Below are 15,201 nucleotides of genomic sequence, written 5' to 3' on the forward strand. Positions count from 1 at the left end.
CGAGTCAGACGACGGCCCCGCCCAGGGCGAGACCGCGAGTGAGGATGCAGACAGTGTCAGTGCGCCGACGTCCCCGCCCGGGGTCCGCGACCCTCGCGACCGGCGACGCCGCACCGCCAGCCACTGTGGTGCCCTCGAGTCGCCAACGGGCGTCGTCGAGGTGTCCTCCGCGTGAACGTCTCCCGTCCCCCAATTTTCGGCATCCTGACGTGCGGTAATTGGCTCCGGTCCGGCCCGTCAGCCCCCGGCGAGCACGGCGCGTGCCGCGCTCACCCGCTGGGCCCACCACCGTGCCTGCGCCTCGTCGGCTCGCACGCGGTCCAGCCGGGTCGGCTCCGGTGCGGGCGCGCGCCTCCCCGGGGCGGGCAGCACGCCGTGGTGCGGCCGCCATGACGGATCGCACACGTCCGCCTCGAACAGGGCGGCGGTGCCCAGTCCGCACGCGTGCGGCAGCGCGGGAAGATGCGCGGCCAGGGCGGCGCCGCCGGCGATCCCGACGGAGGTGTCCAGGGCCGAGGAGACCACCGCGTCCAGGCCGGACTCGAGCACGATCGCGGCCGCCCGGCGCACCCCGCCCAACGGCTGGACCTTCACCACGATCAGATCGGCGGCCCCGGAGGCGGCCACGGCCAGCGGGTCCGTCTCCTTGCGCACCGCCTCGTCCGCGGCCAGGCGCACCGGAATGTCCGCAGCGGCGAGCGCCCCGCGCAGACGCGCCATCGGTGCGATGCCCGGCACCGGCTGCTCCGCGTACTCCAGGCCGTGCTCGGCGAGCCGGGCCAGAGCGGTCGTCGCGGTCGGCACGTCCCACCCGGCGTTGGCGTCGACGCGCAGCGCCGCCTCCGGCAGCGCCGCCCGCACCGCCGCCACACGGGCGAGGTCGTCCTCGACGCTCTGCCCGGGCTCGGCCACCTTCACCTTCACGGCCGACACCTCGCCATACCGGGCGAGGACGGCGGGGACGTCCGCGGCCGCGACGGCGGGGACCGTGGCGTTGACCGGCACGGTGTCGCGCACCGGCTCCGGCCAGCCCTGCCACCCAGCCTCGATGGCGGCGGCCAGCCAGCGGGAGGCCTCGTCGGGACCGTACTCGGGGAACGGTGAGAACTCCGCCCAGCCATGCGGGCCGCGCAACAGCAGCGCACGCCGCAGCTGCGTGCCGCGGAACCGCACGCGCATCGGCAGCTCGACGGCCACCGCCCCCGCGAGCAGCTCGTCGACGCTGGGCAGGGGCGGGCCGTCGGGGGCACCGGGCAGAGACGGGAGCGTGGCCATGCCCGTCAGTGTAGGAGCGCCCCAGGACGAGCTCGCCGGGCGCGGCGGCTCAGACCGCGCGCACGTATCCGAGTGCGCGGGCGAGCGAGACGGCCCGCGCGTGATCGCCGAGTTCCGCCTCAATCCCCGCCACGACCCCGGCGAGCACCTCGTGCGTCAGCGACCAGTCGGGGGTGAACGGGTCGTCGAACCGGGCCCAGGCGGCCCCCACCGCGGCGAGCGCGCGCGTCATCTCGAGCACGTCCTGGAACACCGGTTCCGGTTCGGCCTGGCGGTCCTCCCAGCCGTCATCGCCCGGAGCCATGAGCACCCGGCCGGTCGAGGCCTCGTGAATGAACGGTTCAGCACCCTGCTTCGCCACCACGGTCCAGTCGTCGTTCCAGTCGACCAGGCGGGCGCCGGTGCGCCGACTCCAGCGATAACCGGCCTGCTCGTCCCAGAGTCGATCCAGCGGGAAGAACATCAGGGGCAGGCCGAGGGTGTCGATCTCGATCCAGCCCGGGCCGACGTGACGGTAGAAGGCCGCGAGTTCGGGCGCCAGGGGCTCCTCGGCGGCCCACTCGATCGGCTCCTGACGGCCGACGGGGCCGAACACCGCCAGCGCCGACCGACATGCGGCGTACTCGGCGGGATCAGGGACCCGGGCGCTGGTCGGTCGGGGCGGTGCGGCGGCGCCCACGGCTTCGGGAGAGACGATGGTGCTGTCAGTGCGGTGCGGAGAGGAGTCGCGCTGCATGGCCCCACGGTAGGCCGCACGCGCCCGGACCGGACCGACGCGCAGACGACCGGACCATGACGGCCGCGTGAATCCTGTGTGACGGCGGCGAGGCCGGGGCGGGCTTCGACGACGCGGGCCGCGCTGTGCGGCTCGGCGCGCGCGACGGCATGATGGGTGCCGTGGATCTGATCACCCGGCACACCTCCCCCCTGCCCCCGGACGGGCACACCCCGGCTGACCGGTTCCGCCACGACGACCCGTGGCGGGATCTCGGTCCGGGCGGCCGGAGGCCCCCGGCAGGCGGCACCCGCTGGTGGCCGTGGCTGTTCGCGGCCCTGCTGACGGTCGCCGCGCTCGCGGCGGTCATCCGGTTCTTCGTGTTCTCGCCGACGGGACAGCTGATCGAATACCGGGCCTTCCACCTGGTCGAGCAGCGCCAGAACGCCGGCCCGGGCGGGACCGCGCAGCAGCTGCTGACGATTGCGCCGATCGCGGTGGAGCTGGTGGCCGGACTCGCAGTCCTGCACGCACTGGCCGTGCGCCGGCGCTGGCGCGCCGCGACGGGCGTCGTCGTGGCCCTGGTGGGCGCGAACGTCACGACGCAGCTGCTGAAAGCGCTGCTCGAACGGCCAGATTTCCCCAACGGCGTGCCCTACCTGGCCGGGAACTCACTGCCCTCGGGCCACACGACGCTCGCGGCCTCGGCGGCCGTCGCGCTCGTGCTGCTCGCGGCCCCGCGGTGGCGAGGCGTCGTGGCGTTCGCCGGCGCGGTGTTCACCGCCGTGATCGGCGCCGCCGCGTACCTCGAGGCGTGGCACCGCCCCTCGGACATGATGGCCGCGTGCCTGACGACGCTCGCCTGGGGCCTGCTGGTGGCCCCGCTCGTCCAGCACGACGTGGTGGGCACCGACGAGCACCTGCGCGCCTCGCTGCGTCCGAGCCTCTGGGGCGCCCTGCTGTGGACTTTCGGCCTGCTCGGCACCGCGGCCGCGGTGGGCCTGCTCGCGGCGACCGTCGCCGTCGCGGACTCGGGCGCCGAGCCCGGGACGCTGGCGCTGGCCGCGGGGGTCGGCCTCTCGGCCGGTCCCGTACCGCTGCACTGGGCTCTGCTCGCCTCGGGGCTGCGCCGCGACCGCCCGCGCCGTCGCGGCTGATCGGACGCGGACGGGCCCGCGTGCTCGACCTCGACGGTCAAGCGCGCGGGCCCGTCCCCGGGCGCGGCGGGACGGCTCAGATCTGCGCGAGCGCCGCCTGCGGGTCGTTCAGGCAGCCGGCCACGAACGTCAGGAATGCCGAGGCGGTGGCGCCGTCGGTGACGCGGTGGTCGAAGGTCACCGTCATCTCGGTGACCTTGCGGACCTGGATCTCGCCGTCGATGACCCAGGGACGGTCGATGATCCGGCCGATGCCGAGCATGCCCACCTCGGGGATGTTCAGGATCGGGGTCGCGCCGTCGGTGCCCAGCGGCCCGTAGTTGTTCAGCGTGAAGGTGCCGCGCATCAGCTCGGCCGGGGAGGCCTTGCCGTCGCGGGCCCGGCCCACGGTCTCGCCGATCGCCGCGTTGAGTTCGGCGGCCGAGAGGCGCTCGGCGTGCTCGATCGACGGGACCATCAGTCCGCGCTCGGTCTGGACGGCCAGGCCGAGGTTCACGCCCTCGACCTCGACGATCTCCTCCTTGCCGCCCGCGCCGGTCTCGATGCGGGCGTTCATCACCGGATACTTCCGCAGCCCCGCGACGGTGAACCGGGCGATCAGCCCGAGCAGACTCGGCGCGGTCTCCGGGTCCTTCGCCTTGAGCGCGGCGCGCAGCTCGAGCAGAGCCGTGACGTCCACATCGAGCCACGCGGTGACCTCGGGGACCTCGCGGCGCGAGCGGGAGAGCTGGTCCGCGATCGCCTTGCGCACACCGGTGATCGGGGTGCGGGCGGCCACGCGCAGCCCGGAGCGCGCGTCGTCCTCGCCCACGCCCCCGACGACCGCCGCGGTGACCGCGTCCTGGGTCGACGTCGGCTGCTGCGGAGTCCGGCCCGCCGAGATCGCCGCGGTCACGTCCGCGCGGGTGATCAGCCCGTCCGGCCCGGTGCCGGTCACGGTCGCGACGTCGACGCCGTTCTCACGAGCGAGCTTGCGCACGATCGGCGAGACCACCCGCGGCGCCCGGCCCGACCCCGACGCAGCAGCCGGTGCCGCGGTCGACGAGGCCGACCGGGTGCCGCCCCGACGCCGCTTCGAGGGACGGGTGCGACTCGTCGAGGTCTTGCCCGAGGTGCCGTAGCCGATCAGCACGGCCCCGGAGGCCTCCTCGTCGGAGCCGTCCACGTCGCCGTCGCCGCCGCGGGCCTTGTCCGGGGCCGGCTGGTCCGCGCCCGGCTGCATGACGCCGGCGCGCTCCTCCTCCCGGTAGGACAGGGCCCCGGCCTTCTCGTCCGAGCCGGGCTCGCCTGCGGTGCCGACGGTGATGAAGGGGGCGCCGACGTCCATCGTCTCGCCCTCGCAGCCGTGCAGCGTCAGCACGGTGCCGGCGAACGGGCAGGGAACCTCCACGAGGGCCTTGGCGGTCTCGACCTCGGCGATCGGCTGGTCGACGGCCACCTCGTCGCCCTCGGCGACGAGCCAGCGCACCAGATCGGCCTCGGTGAGGCCCTCGCCCAGGTCCGGCAGATTGAAGGTGTTGCTCACGAGCGGGCCTCCTCGGCGTCCAGGTCCCAGTTCAGATCGTCGATCGCGTCCAGGATGCGGTCGATGTTCGGCAGGTGGTACTCCTCCAGCTTCGGCGCCGGGAACGGGATGTCCCAGCCGGTCACGCGCAGCACCGGGGCGGCCAGCGAATGGAAGCAGCGCTGTTGGATGCGGGCCACCAGCTCCGAGGCCACTGAGGCGAAGCCCTGGGGCTCCGCGACGACGACCGCACGGCCGGTCTTCTCGACGGAGGCCGCGATCGTGTCCTCGTCGAGCGGGGTGATCGTGCGCAGGTCAACGACCTCCACTGAGTAGCCCTCCTCTGCGGCGGCCTTGGCGGCGGCGACGCATGTGGGGACCGACGGGCCGTAGGAGACGAGCGTGACGTCGGTGCCCGGGTGCGCGACCGCGGCCGCCGCGGCCGGCACGCCGGAGGCCGCGGCCTTCTTCTCGGCGGCCCAGCGGCGGTCGAACTCGGCGCGCAGCTCATCGAGGTCCAGGTCGGCCTTCGACCAGTACAGCTTCTTCGGCTCCATGAAGACGACCGGGTCGTCGAGGCGGATCGCCTGGCGCAGCATCAGGTAGGCGTCGGCCACCGTCGCCGGGGTGAAGACCTTCAGGCCCGGGGTGTGCGCGTAGTACGACTCGGAGGAGTCGCAGTGGTGCTCGACACCGCCGATGCCGCCGCCGTACGGGATGCGGATGGTGATCGGCATGGGCGCGCCGCCCTTGGTGCGATTGCGCATCTTGGCGATGTGGCTGGCCACCTGCTCGAACGCCGGGTAGGCGAACGCGTCGAACTGCATCTCGATGACCGGGCGGGCGCCGCCGAGGGCCATGCCCACGGCGGTGCCGGCGATGCCGGATTCGGCCAGCGGGGTGTCGAAGCAGCGGTGGTCGCCGAAACGCTTGGTCAGTCCGTCCGTGATGCGGAAGACGCCGCCGAGGGTGCCCACGTCCTCGCCGAACACGACAACCAGGTCGTCGGCGGCCATCTCGTCGGCCAGGGCCGCGTTGAGCGCGGCCGCAAAGGTCAGGTTCGCCATGCTCAGGCCTCCTTGTTCTCGGTGCGGGACAGCTCCTCGGCCAGCTGCTCTCGCTGCTCGGCCAGCTGCGGGGTCTGCACGGTGTAGACGTGGTCGAACAGCTCGAGCGGATCGACCTCGGGCTCGGCGTTCATCGCCTCACGCAGCTCACCGGCCACGCTCTCGGCCTCCTGCTGGATCTCGGCGGAGACCTCCTCGGTGAGCACACCACGCTCGGTGAGAAACGCGGTCATGCGGCGCAGCGGATCGCGGGCCTCCCACTCCGTCACCTCGGCGTCGTCGCGGTAGCGCGTCGGGTCGTCCGTGTTGGTGTGGGCCTGCATGCGGTAGGTGTCCGCCTCGACCAGGAACGGGCCGCCGCCGGCACGGCAGAGGTCCACCGCACGACCGAGCACGGCCAGCAGCGCGGCCAGGTCGTTGCCGTCGACGCGCTCACCGGCCAGGCCGTAGCCGACGGCCTTGTGGGCGAGCGTGGGCGCCGCGGACTGGCGGGCCAGGGGCACCGAGATCGCGTACTTGTTGTTCTGGACGAAGAAGATCACCGGCAGCTTGAACACGGCGGCGAAGTTGAGCGCCTCGTGGAAGTCACCCTCGGAGGAGCCGCCGTCGCCGACCATCGCGAGCACGACGGCGTCCTCGCCCTTGAGGCGCTTGGCCTGGGCCAGGCCGACCGCATGCAGCATCTGCGTGGTCAGCGGGGTCGACTGCACCGACGTGTTGTAGTCCGACGGGTTGTAGCCCTGGTGCCAGGAGCCCTGGAAGGCGACCATCACCTCGGTCGCAGGAACGCCGCGGGACATCACGGCGACGGTGTCGCGATAGGTCGGGAACAGCCAGTCGTCCTTGCCCAGGCACACGGCGGCCGCGACCTCGGAGGCCTCCTGACCGTGCGAGGAGGGGTAGACCGCCATGCGCCCCTGACGCACGAGCGCATAGGCCTGGTCGTTCACGCGGCGGCCCACGACGAGGTGGCGGTAGGCCGCGAGCAGCTCGTCATCGGAGGGCATCGGATACTCGTGGCCGGACTCGACGTCCTGCTCCTCGGGTGAGAGCTCTCGGCCGTCCTCGGAGACGAGCTGAATGCGGCGCGTGGCCGGCAGCAGGTACTCCTCGAGGGTGATGCCGAAGCTCGTGTGGGGTTCCGCGGCGGGGCCGACCTGATCGTCGGCGACGGCGCCGTCAGCAGCGTTCTCGCGCATGGGCACTCCTTTCCAATGTCGCCCCATTCTGCATCCTCGGTCACAATTCGTCGCCGCCCTTCGCATCCGTTGGATACAGTTCCGCCGATCACATGCCGCTATGAAGACAATGTGATAATGTGGCGTATCACACTGAACGGAATGTCCGGCATCACCCTGGAGCACGCCAAGGAGTCCTCTCGATCATGGAACTCGACGCCACCGACCGCGCGATCGTCACCGAGCTCAGCCGGGACGGGCGTGTCTCGATCGCCGCCCTGGCCGAGCGCATCCACGTCTCCCGCGCGCACTGCTACTCGCGCCTGAACCGACTTCAGGACGCCGGCGTCATCACCGGCTTCACCGTGACCGTGGACCCGGTGCGCGCCGGCTTCGGCGCCTCCGCCCACGTGGCCCTCAAACTGCGCCAGCACAACTGGCGCGAGCTGCGAGCCCGCCTGCTCTCGATCCCGGAGATCAGCCAGGTCTCGCTGATCGGAGGGAACATGGACGTGATGATGATGGTCCGCGCCCGCGACATCGCCGACCTGCGCCGCGTGGTGTTCGAGCAACTGCAGGGCCTGCCCGGCGTTGTGGACACCCAGACCTACATGATCTTCGAGGACCACTCCTCCGACGCCTACCTCCAGCAGGACGGGGCGGACAGGGACTAACCCGGGCGCTCCCGGGCCCGCGGCCTCATTAGAATCGGGGGCATGTCAGCCACGCGCACCGCCCCTGCCCGGGCCTCCGGGATCGACCGTTACTTCCGCATCACCGAACGCGGCTCCTCGATCAGTCAGGAGCTGCGCGGCGGGCTCGCCACGTTCCTGGCCATGAGCTACATCGTGGTGCTCAACCCCCTGGTCCTCTCCGGGGCCGACACGAACGGCGATGTGCTCGGCATCCCCCGCGTCGCCGCCGTCACCGCGCTCGTCGCCGGCGTCATGACGATCGTGATGGGCCTGTACGCCCGGCACCCGTTCGCGCTCGCCGCCGGCTTGGGCGTCAACGCGTTCGTGGCGATCACCGTCGCCACCACCCCGGGCCTGACGTGGCCGCAGATCATGGGCCTGGTGATGCTCGCCGGGCTCATCATGCTGCTGCTGGTCGTCACCGGTTTCCGGCGCGCGGTGTTCGACGCCGTCCCGGCCGCGCTCAAGACGGGCATCGTCGTGGGCATCGGCCTGTTCATCGCGCTGATCGGCCTGGTCAACGCCGGGTTCGTGCGCCGCCTGCCCGACGCAGCCCAGACGACCGTCCCCGTCGGCCTGGGCACCGGCGGCGACCTCGAGGGATGGCCGGTGCTGGTGTTCGTGGTGGGCCTGATCGTCACCGCGGTGCTCGTCATCCGCAAGGTCCGCGGGGCCATCCTGGTCGGGATCATCGTCGCCACCGCCCTGGCCAACCTCCTGGAAGCCCTGTTCGACATCGGCCCGAGCGTGCACGAGGACGGCTCGCCGAACCCCACCGGCTGGTCGCTGGTGACCCCCTCCGCTCCCGACTTCGCCGCACCGGACCTGTCCCTGCTCGGCGCCGTCGACCCGTTCGGCGCGTTCTCCTCCGTGGGCGGCCTGCTCGCCACGCTGCTGGTGTTCGCGATCCTGCTGTCGGTGTTCTTCGACGCGATGGGCGTCTCCGTCGGCCTGGCCCAGGAGGCCGGCAATGTGAACGAGGACGGATCGATCCCGGACCTGAACCGCGCCCTGGCGGTCGACGCCCTCGCCGTCACGGTCGGCGGCGGCGCCTCGGGGTCGGCGAACCAGATCTTCGTCGAGTCCGGCACGGGCATCGGCGAAGGCGCCCGCACGGGACTGGCCTCCGTCGTGACCGGCGTGCTGTTCCTGGTGGCCATGTTCCTGACCCCGCTGATCCACCTCGTGCCGTTCGAGGCGGTGGCCCCCGCCCTCGTCGTCGTCGGGTTCATGATGTGCCAGCACGTCGTGCACATCGACTGGACCGACGCCGGGGCCGCGTTCCCCGCGTTCCTGACGTTCATCCTGATGCCGTTCACCTACTCGATCGTCAACGGCATCGGCGCGGGCATGGTCTCCTATGTGCTGATCCGCGTCGGGCAGGGCCGCGCCCGCGAGGTGCACCCCCTGCTGTGGGCCGTCGCCGCGGCGTTCGTCTTCTACTTCGGCATGGGTGTATTCCGAGGCCTGCTCGGCATAGGGTGACCGTGATCCCGTTCACAGAGTGAGGCGGTCCGTACCGCCACAGAAGGAGCACCATGCAGTTCACCGACCGCACGTTCCTGGTCACCGGCGGCGCGTCCGGACTGGGCGCCGCGACCACGAAGCGGCTCCTGTCCCACGGCGCGCAGGTCGTCGTCGCGGATCTGAAGGGCGAGGCACCCCCGGGTGCCGTCATGGTCCCCACCGACGTCACCGACGAGCAGCAGGTCGCCCACGCCGTCGAGGTCGCCGGCCAGCAGGGCGCCCCGTTGTCCGGCGTCGTGAACTGTGCCGGCATCGCGCCGGCGGAGAAGACGCTGGGCCGCGACGGCGCGCTGCCCCTGGAGAACTTCACCCGGGCGGTCGAGATCAATCTGATCGGCACTTTCAACGTCGTGCGGCTGGCGGCCGACGCCATCTCGGCCAACGCACCGGGCGAGGACGGTGAGCGCGGCGTCATCGTGAACACCGCGTCCGTGGCCGCGTTCGACGGTCAGATCGGCCAGCCCGCCTACGCCGCATCGAAGGGCGGCGTCGCGGCAATGACCCTGCCGCTGGCCCGGGAGTTCGCCCGCCACGGCATCCGCGTCATGACGATCGCCCCGGGTATCTTCTGGACGCCGATGATGGCCGGGCTGCCGGAGAAGGCGGTCCAGTCCCTCGGCGGGCAGGTGCCGTTCCCCAACCGCATGGGCCGACCCGAGGAGTACGCGAGCCTCGTCGCGCACATCGTGGAGAACCGGATGCTCAACGGGGAGACGATCCGCCTGGACGGAGCCGTCCGCATGGCGCCGCGCTGAGCGGCGCGCCGGTGCGTGCACCTGCCGGCCGCGGCGGCCCCGTCCGGGCGGCGGGTTCGCGTCAGCCGACCCAGCAGTGCGCCGAGGGGATCCAGGGCGCGACGCCGAGCTCGTTGTACAGCTCGACCGCGGCCGCGTCCTGCACATGCTCCGGGGCGTCCGCCGGCGTGGCGTAGCCGTCGCCGGCCGAGAGGTACTCCCAGGTGAAGTCCATGAACTGATAGGCGCCCGAGGCGGACGAAGTCGGGTTCTGGGCCTGGTAGTCGCCGCCGGACTCACACTGCTTGATCTCCTCAAGCACCGGGATGCCGGTGTCGGCGGCGTGGGCCGGGGCAGCCGCCCCGATCGCGGCAGCGGCGCCGGCCACGGTGAGCGCGGCGGCGGAGGTCAGACGGGCCAGGCCGAAGCGGGACGTACTGTTCGTGCTGTGCTGCATCGGTCGTGTTCTCCTCACACTGGTGACTGTGCTGTCGTGTCGTTCGGGTGGGCGGTGCTCGGCACAGGGGCCGTGCACACGCAGTCGCTCGGGCCCCGAGCAATCGGGCGGCCCGAGCGACGATGCCCCGACTGTGCACGGCCCGCCTCATGGCGATCTGACCGCAGACTGATCACGGACTCCTCACGAGGCAGGAGCAGGCTCAGGCGAGCCTGTGCCACGGCTGAGCGACCGTGACTCTGGCGCGACGACATGCCGGTGCCCGCCCTTCACGCCCGGACGGCGCCCTCCAGGCACATGCCAGACGATGCTGTCCCACACCTCAGCACACGGCGTCAATGATTGGATATGGGCATGACCGACACCACCGGATCCGCTCCCTCCGACCGCTCCGACGACACGTTCGACGCCGCGGCGACCCCGCCGCAGGCCGCCGTCGAGACGGAGGAGCGCGCCGTCCACGGCGACACGTTCGCCGACGACTACGCCTGGCTGCGCCACAAGGACCAGGCCCGCGTCCTCGAGCACCTGCATGCCGAGAACGCCTACACCGACGCCGTCACGGCTGACCAGGAGCCGTTGCGTCGGGCGATCTTCGAGGAGATCAAGGCGCACACCGTGGAGACCGACCAGTCCGTGCCGGCCCGGCGCGGTGCCTGGTGGTATTTCGTGCGCACGATCGAAGGGGAGCAGTACCCCGAGCACTGCCGGGTGCCCGCTAAAAGCACAGGCGAGACGAGTCAGGACTGGACTCCCCCGCAGGTGCATCCCGGCCAGCGCCTTCCCGGCGAGCAGGTGATCCTCGACTGCAACGCGGAGGCCGCCGGCCACGGGTTCTTCGCTCTCGGGGGCATGCACGTCAGCGAGGACGGAACACGCCTGGCCTACGCCGTGGACCTGACCGGCGATGAACGGTTCGAGCTGCGCGTGCGCGACCTGCGCACCAGCGACGATCTGCCGGACCGGGTCGAGAACATCGCGCACGGCGTGCGCTTCGACCGCACCGGCACGCGGGTGTTCTACACACTGTGGGACCAGACGTGGCGCCCGTACCGGGTGATGGCGCACGTGCTCGGCACCGACCAGTCCGAGGACACCCTGCTGTTCGAGGAGTCCGATCCCGGCATGTGGACGGGCTTCGAGGCCTCGGCCGACCGCGAGCAGCTGCTGATCGTCGTCGGCAACTCCGAGGTCTCAGAGACGTGGGCGCTCGAGCTGCCTGACGACCCGGCCGTTGCGCTCGAGGAGCCCCGTCTGCTCGTGCCGCGCTCGGCCGGCATGCTCGCCGACTGCGAGCCGCTCGACATCGACGGGGTCCGGCACGTGCTGATCGTGCACGACCGCACCGCTGACGGCCGGCCGGCGCCGAACGGGATGCTCTCCCTGGTCCCGCAGCAGCGCATCGAAGACCGGTCCGCGTGGCGGACCGTCGTGCCGCACCGCGAGGACGTCAAGGTCGACGGCCTGCTGCTCAACGCGACCCACGTGGCGCTCGAAGTGCGACGGGAGACGACGCCGCGAGTGCAGTTCGCCTCGCTCGACGCCCTGGTCTCGGCTTCCGGGCCGGACTGGTTCGAACCGGCCTTCGACGAAGAGCTCTACGCCTGCCATCTGACCTGGGCCTCACTCGAGGCGCCGCTGATGCGGGTGGCCTACACCTCGTGGATCACACCGGGCCGGGTGCTCGACGTCGTCACGCAGACGGGCCAGGTGCTGCTGCGCCGAGAGGTCGAGGTGCCCGGCTATGACCGCGACGACTACGTCGTCGAGCGGATGTGGGCGCCGGCGAGCGCCCCGGGCTCCGACGGCCAGCCGGTGCGGGTGCCGCTGAGCGTGATCCGCCGCCGCGATGTGCAGCCGGACGGGTCGAACCCGTGCGTCGTGTACGGGTACGGCTCCTACGAGATGTCGATGGACCCGGTGCTGGGCGTGGCCCGGCTGTCGTTGCTGGACCGCGGCGTGGTCTACGCGGTGGCGCATGTGCGCGGCGGCGGCGAGCTGGGCCGTGGCTGGTACGAGGACGGCAAGAAGCTCGCGAAGACGAACTCCTTCACGGACTTCGTGGACGCGACCCGCTTCCTGGTCGACGCCGGCTGGGCCGACCCGGCGCGGGTGGCCTGCCATGGCGGTTCGGCCGGCGGCCTGCTCGTCGGCGCGGTGCTGAATCTGGCACCCGAGCTGTACCGGGCGTGCCTGGCGGTGGTCCCGTTCGTGGACGCGTTGACCTCGATCCTCGACCCGGAGCTGCCGCTGTCGGCCCTGGAGTGGGAGGAGTGGGGCAACCCGATCGAGAGCCGGGACGTGTACGAGTACATGAAGGCGTACACCCCGTACGAGAACGTGCGCGCTGCGGACTACCCGGCGATCGCCGCGGTGACGAGCCTGCACGACACCCGCGTGCTGTACGTGGAGCCGGCCAAGTGGGTGGCGCAGCTGCGCCGCACGGTGACGAGCGACCAGACGACGCCGCTGGCCGAGGGCGGAGCCCCGGTGCTGCTGCGCACCGAGATGGAGGGCGGCCACGGCGGCGCGTCCGGCCGGTACCGCGGCTGGGAAGACACCGCGTGGGAGTACGCGTTCCTGCTGACGGCTCTGGGCGCGACCGGCTGAGGGAGCCGTTCGAGGAAGGGAGCGCGTGAGGACGGATCAGCCGGTAGTGCTGCTGGCCGGGGCGGGGAAATCTTCCGGGTCGGAGAAACGATCATGCGGGACCGTCGGGTCGGCGTAGGGGTCGTTCGGGACCTTGTACTCGTATCTCGGGTCGTTGGCGCGGTCGTCGTGATGCTGGATCACCGTGGGATGGGCCGAGCACGGGGTCTGGATCGAGAACCGAGTGATCTCCGTGGAGGCATCGAAGGTCACGGAGGGCAGACCGGCACCCGTGAAGTGGATGAACACGCTGCCGCTCTCGTCACTGCCACCACCGGGACCGGTGTTGGCTTCGTGCCAGCCGTTGGCTCGAGCCCAGGCACGGGCCTGGTCCAGAGCCTCGTCCGGGTCATCCACCCCAGGACCCTCGAGCCGATACCCGAAGTTGTACCCCTTGTCGGGCTTGTCCTCGGGCTCGTCATGGACACTGGCGCACGTCCGCGCGGGATGGCCCATAAAGCGGGATTCGCTCAGATCCGCACCCTCATAAGGCTCACCATTGGGTTTGTCCCACGGGCCGGCCACGTTCTGCGCGAACGCCGCGGTGGTCCGTTCGAGCAGGGTGAGCAGCTCATCACGGGTCGGCTCCTGACCCAACGGCTCCAACCCGGGCGAGGGCCGCATGCTGGGGGTGTTCATCGTCTCTCCTGCCTCAGAGGTGCTCTCACCGGTCGAGCCTGACGGGCTGCTCTGCCCGGCCCCGGACTCCGTTCCCGCGCATCCGGTCAGGGCCAGGGCCAGCAGAACACCCGTGGCCAGTCGGGGCGGGATGCGGTGTCCTCGCGTCGTGGCATGTCTGGTCATCTGGTCATCGTCCCCTCATCCAGCCGGGCGCCATCTCCGTGACGTCGACGCCCTCGTCCAGCTTCTTGAGTGTCTCGTTGGACCTATGGAGTCCCGCCTCGAACAGGTCCTTCGGTGTGCGGAGAAGCTCCTGAGTGCCATCGACAACGTGCTCCTCCACCCACAGCCGGGATTGCACGACCTGCTCATCCAACACCTGTATGCCGTCGATCATGAGGTGACGCTGGTCGGTAGGGACGAGGCCTGCCTGATATGAGTCCAGGAAGGCGTGACGGCCGGTCAGCGCCGCCTCGGCCTGGGCGCGGCGCTCTCTCTGCCATGCATCCACCTCGGGTTTAGAGCGCGTCGGGTCCAGTGCCTCCAGCCGGTCACGCCGACTCATCCCAGAAACTCTGTTCCACCTGGGTGACGTGCTCGCTGTGACCGTTGACGATCTTCACGATCGTGCATCCGCTCGTCGTGGATCGTTTGCACGTAAGGCCCCATCGTCTCAGTGTTCTCGTCGAACGCTGCCACACTAAATGATGCGAGGAAGATGTCAACGACATGAGTGCTCGAACCGATGAGGGGACGATGACCAGATGACCAGACATGCCGCGACGCGAGGACACCGCATCCCGCATCGACTGGCCACGGGTGTTCTGCTGGCCCTGGCCCTGACCGGATGCGTGGGAACAGGACCCGAGGCCGGGCAGAGCAGCCCGTCAGGCTCGACCGGTGAGAGCACCTCTGAGGCAACAGAGACGATGAACACCCCCAGCATGCGGCCCTCGCCCGGGTTGGAGCCATTGGGTCAGGAGCCGACCCGTGATGAGCTGCTCACCCTGCTCGAACGGACCACTGCGGCGTTCACGCAGAACGTGGCCGGCCCGTGGGACCAGTTGGACGGCACCGACTACCCCGGCCCGCGGCTGGATCCGCAGACATTCCTCGAGCACCCTGCCGTGACCTGCGCCGACGTCCATGACGAACCCGGCTCGAAGGGTTACCGTTTCCGCTATGCACTCGAGGGTCCTGGGGTGGATGACCCGGACGAGGCGCTGGACCAGGCCCGCGCCTGGGCTCGAGCCAACGGCTGGCAAGAAGCCAACACCGGTCCCGGTGGTGGCAGTGACGAGAGCGGCAGCGTGTTCATCCACTTCACGGGTGCCGGTCTGCCCTCCGTGACCTTCGACGCCTCCACGGAGATCACCCGGTTCTCGATCCAGACCCCGTGCTCGGCCCATCCCACGGTGCTCCAGCATCACGACGACCGCGCCAACGACCCGAGATACGACCCGACGGTCCCGCATGATCGTTTCTCCGACCCGGAAGATTTCCCCGCCCCGGCCACCGACTAGGGATGACGAACACCGGCTCCCCGTGCATCTCCCACCCCCGTGCCCGGGGATGTCCCGGCCCGGCGCCGGCCCGGCAGCGCCCCCGAGGCCGAGGCGACG

The 15,201-nt window shown here is 71.2% G+C and carries 14 protein-coding genes; 6 read left to right on the top strand and 8 right to left on the bottom strand.

Annotated elements, in window-relative coordinates; translation table 11 throughout:
- Nucleotides 1-237: 237 nt before the first annotated feature.
- Both HDA30_RS06590 and HDA30_RS06595 read right to left on the bottom strand, forming a co-directional pair.
- The gene (locus HDA30_RS06590) at nucleotides 238-1,275 is read right to left on the bottom strand and encodes an o-succinylbenzoate synthase (RefSeq protein WP_158496524.1); all 1,038 of its coding nucleotides are present in this window, start codon (nucleotides 1,273-1,275) and stop codon (nucleotides 238-240) included.
- Between the two features lie 49 nt (nucleotides 1,276-1,324).
- Complete coding sequence (locus tag HDA30_RS06595; RefSeq protein ID WP_246418713.1) at nucleotides 1,325-2,011, bottom strand: hypothetical protein; 687 nt, start codon at nucleotides 2,009-2,011, stop codon at nucleotides 1,325-1,327.
- A 161-nt stretch (nucleotides 2,012-2,172) separates the two neighbouring features.
- On the opposite strand from HDA30_RS06595, the gene HDA30_RS06600 reads away from it, so the two are divergent.
- A complete protein-coding gene (locus HDA30_RS06600) occupies nucleotides 2,173-3,147 on the top strand; it encodes a phosphatase PAP2 family protein (RefSeq protein WP_184241451.1) in 975 nt (324 codons plus the stop codon).
- Nucleotides 3,148-3,223: 76 nt separating this feature from the next.
- Here the strand turns inward: HDA30_RS06600 and HDA30_RS06605 are convergent, their stop codons facing one another.
- From HDA30_RS06605 to HDA30_RS06615, 3 genes are read right to left on the bottom strand one after another with little or no spacing between them, the layout of a single operon-like run.
- Entirely contained in the window at nucleotides 3,224-4,672 is a 1,449-nt protein-coding gene (locus HDA30_RS06605) for a 2-oxo acid dehydrogenase subunit E2 (protein WP_184241452.1), read from the bottom strand.
- Nucleotides 4,669-5,718 carry an alpha-ketoacid dehydrogenase subunit beta gene (locus HDA30_RS06610; RefSeq protein WP_158496521.1) on the bottom strand — a complete coding sequence of 350 codons (1,050 nt, stop codon included), beginning with the start codon at nucleotides 5,716-5,718 and terminating at the stop codon, nucleotides 4,669-4,671. Before HDA30_RS06610 ends, HDA30_RS06605 begins: the two co-directional genes overlap by 4 nt.
- A gap of 2 nt (nucleotides 5,719-5,720) precedes the next feature.
- A complete protein-coding gene (locus tag HDA30_RS06615; RefSeq protein WP_158496520.1) occupies nucleotides 5,721-6,917 on the bottom strand; it encodes a thiamine pyrophosphate-dependent dehydrogenase E1 component subunit alpha in 1,197 nt (398 codons plus the stop codon).
- A gap of 185 nt (nucleotides 6,918-7,102) precedes the next feature.
- Here HDA30_RS06615 and HDA30_RS06620 point away from each other — a divergent pair, with 185 nt between their 5' ends.
- The 3 genes from HDA30_RS06620 to HDA30_RS06630 are packed head-to-tail and all read left to right on the top strand — an operon-like array spanning nucleotide 7,103 to nucleotide 9,873.
- The gene (locus HDA30_RS06620; RefSeq protein WP_158496519.1) at nucleotides 7,103-7,570 is read left to right on the top strand and encodes an Lrp/AsnC family transcriptional regulator; all 468 of its coding nucleotides are present in this window, start codon (nucleotides 7,103-7,105) and stop codon (nucleotides 7,568-7,570) included.
- Between the two features lie 42 nt (nucleotides 7,571-7,612).
- Nucleotides 7,613-9,076: an NCS2 family permease gene (locus HDA30_RS06625; protein ID WP_158496518.1), complete on the top strand. Its 1,464-nt coding sequence runs from the start codon at nucleotides 7,613-7,615 to the stop codon at nucleotides 9,074-9,076.
- 53 nt (nucleotides 9,077-9,129) lie between these two features.
- Nucleotides 9,130-9,873 (top strand): 3-hydroxyacyl-CoA dehydrogenase, encoded by a 744-nt coding sequence (locus HDA30_RS06630; RefSeq protein ID WP_158496517.1) that lies wholly within the window; start codon nucleotides 9,130-9,132, stop codon nucleotides 9,871-9,873.
- Nucleotides 9,874-9,934: 61 nt separating this feature from the next.
- Here the strand turns inward: HDA30_RS06630 and HDA30_RS06635 are convergent, their stop codons facing one another.
- Nucleotides 9,935-10,309: a transglycosylase family protein gene (locus tag HDA30_RS06635; protein WP_158496516.1), complete on the bottom strand. Its 375-nt coding sequence runs from the start codon at nucleotides 10,307-10,309 to the stop codon at nucleotides 9,935-9,937.
- A 348-nt stretch (nucleotides 10,310-10,657) separates the two neighbouring features.
- On the opposite strand from HDA30_RS06635, the gene HDA30_RS06640 reads away from it, so the two are divergent.
- A complete protein-coding gene (locus HDA30_RS06640) occupies nucleotides 10,658-12,919 on the top strand; it encodes a S9 family peptidase (protein WP_158496515.1) in 2,262 nt (753 codons plus the stop codon).
- Nucleotides 12,920-12,955: 36 nt separating this feature from the next.
- Here HDA30_RS06640 and HDA30_RS06645 read toward each other — a convergent pair whose 3' ends face one another.
- Nucleotides 12,956-13,762, bottom strand: a complete 807-nt coding sequence (locus HDA30_RS06645) for a hypothetical protein (protein WP_158496514.1) — start codon at nucleotides 13,760-13,762, stop codon at nucleotides 12,956-12,958.
- A 4-nt stretch (nucleotides 13,763-13,766) separates the two neighbouring features.
- Nucleotides 13,767-14,144, bottom strand: coding sequence for a hypothetical protein (locus HDA30_RS06650; RefSeq protein WP_158496513.1), 378 nt, complete (start codon nucleotides 14,142-14,144; stop codon nucleotides 13,767-13,769).
- Nucleotides 14,145-14,343: 199 nt separating this feature from the next.
- On the opposite strand from HDA30_RS06650, the gene HDA30_RS06655 reads away from it, so the two are divergent.
- A complete protein-coding gene (locus HDA30_RS06655; RefSeq protein WP_158496512.1) occupies nucleotides 14,344-15,102 on the top strand; it encodes a hypothetical protein in 759 nt (252 codons plus the stop codon).
- Nucleotides 15,103-15,201 lie beyond the last annotated feature (99 nt).

Source organism: Micrococcus cohnii (genome assembly GCF_014205175.1).
Classification (GTDB): domain Bacteria; phylum Actinomycetota; class Actinomycetes; order Actinomycetales; family Micrococcaceae; genus Micrococcus; species Micrococcus cohnii.

Bases quoted from the DNA above. Each gene is read 5' to 3' on its own strand.
- HDA30_RS06615 (WP_158496520.1), bottom strand. From the start codon at position 6,917: ATGCGCGAGAACGCTGCTGACGGCGCCGTCGCCGACGATCAGGTCGGC.
- HDA30_RS06635 (WP_158496516.1), bottom strand. From the start codon at position 10,309: ATGCAGCACAGCACGAACAGTACGTCCCGCTTCGGCCTGGCCCGTCTG.
- HDA30_RS06595 (WP_246418713.1), bottom strand. From the start codon at position 2,011: ATGCAGCGCGACTCCTCTCCGCACCGCACTGACAGCACCATCGTCTCT.
- HDA30_RS06640 (WP_158496515.1), top strand. From the start codon at position 10,658: ATGGGCATGACCGACACCACCGGATCCGCTCCCTCCGACCGCTCCGAC.
- HDA30_RS06625 (WP_158496518.1), top strand. From the start codon at position 7,613: ATGTCAGCCACGCGCACCGCCCCTGCCCGGGCCTCCGGGATCGACCGT.
- HDA30_RS06655 (WP_158496512.1), top strand. From the start codon at position 14,344: ATGACCAGACATGCCGCGACGCGAGGACACCGCATCCCGCATCGACTG.
- HDA30_RS06590 (WP_158496524.1), bottom strand. From the start codon at position 1,275: ATGGCCACGCTCCCGTCTCTGCCCGGTGCCCCCGACGGCCCGCCCCTG.
- HDA30_RS06610 (WP_158496521.1), bottom strand. From the start codon at position 5,718: ATGGCGAACCTGACCTTTGCGGCCGCGCTCAACGCGGCCCTGGCCGAC.
- HDA30_RS06645 (WP_158496514.1), bottom strand. From the start codon at position 13,762: ATGACCAGACATGCCACGACGCGAGGACACCGCATCCCGCCCCGACTG.
- HDA30_RS06630 (WP_158496517.1), top strand. From the start codon at position 9,130: ATGCAGTTCACCGACCGCACGTTCCTGGTCACCGGCGGCGCGTCCGGA.
- HDA30_RS06620 (WP_158496519.1), top strand. From the start codon at position 7,103: ATGGAACTCGACGCCACCGACCGCGCGATCGTCACCGAGCTCAGCCGG.
- HDA30_RS06650 (WP_158496513.1), bottom strand. From the start codon at position 14,144: ATGAGTCGGCGTGACCGGCTGGAGGCACTGGACCCGACGCGCTCTAAA.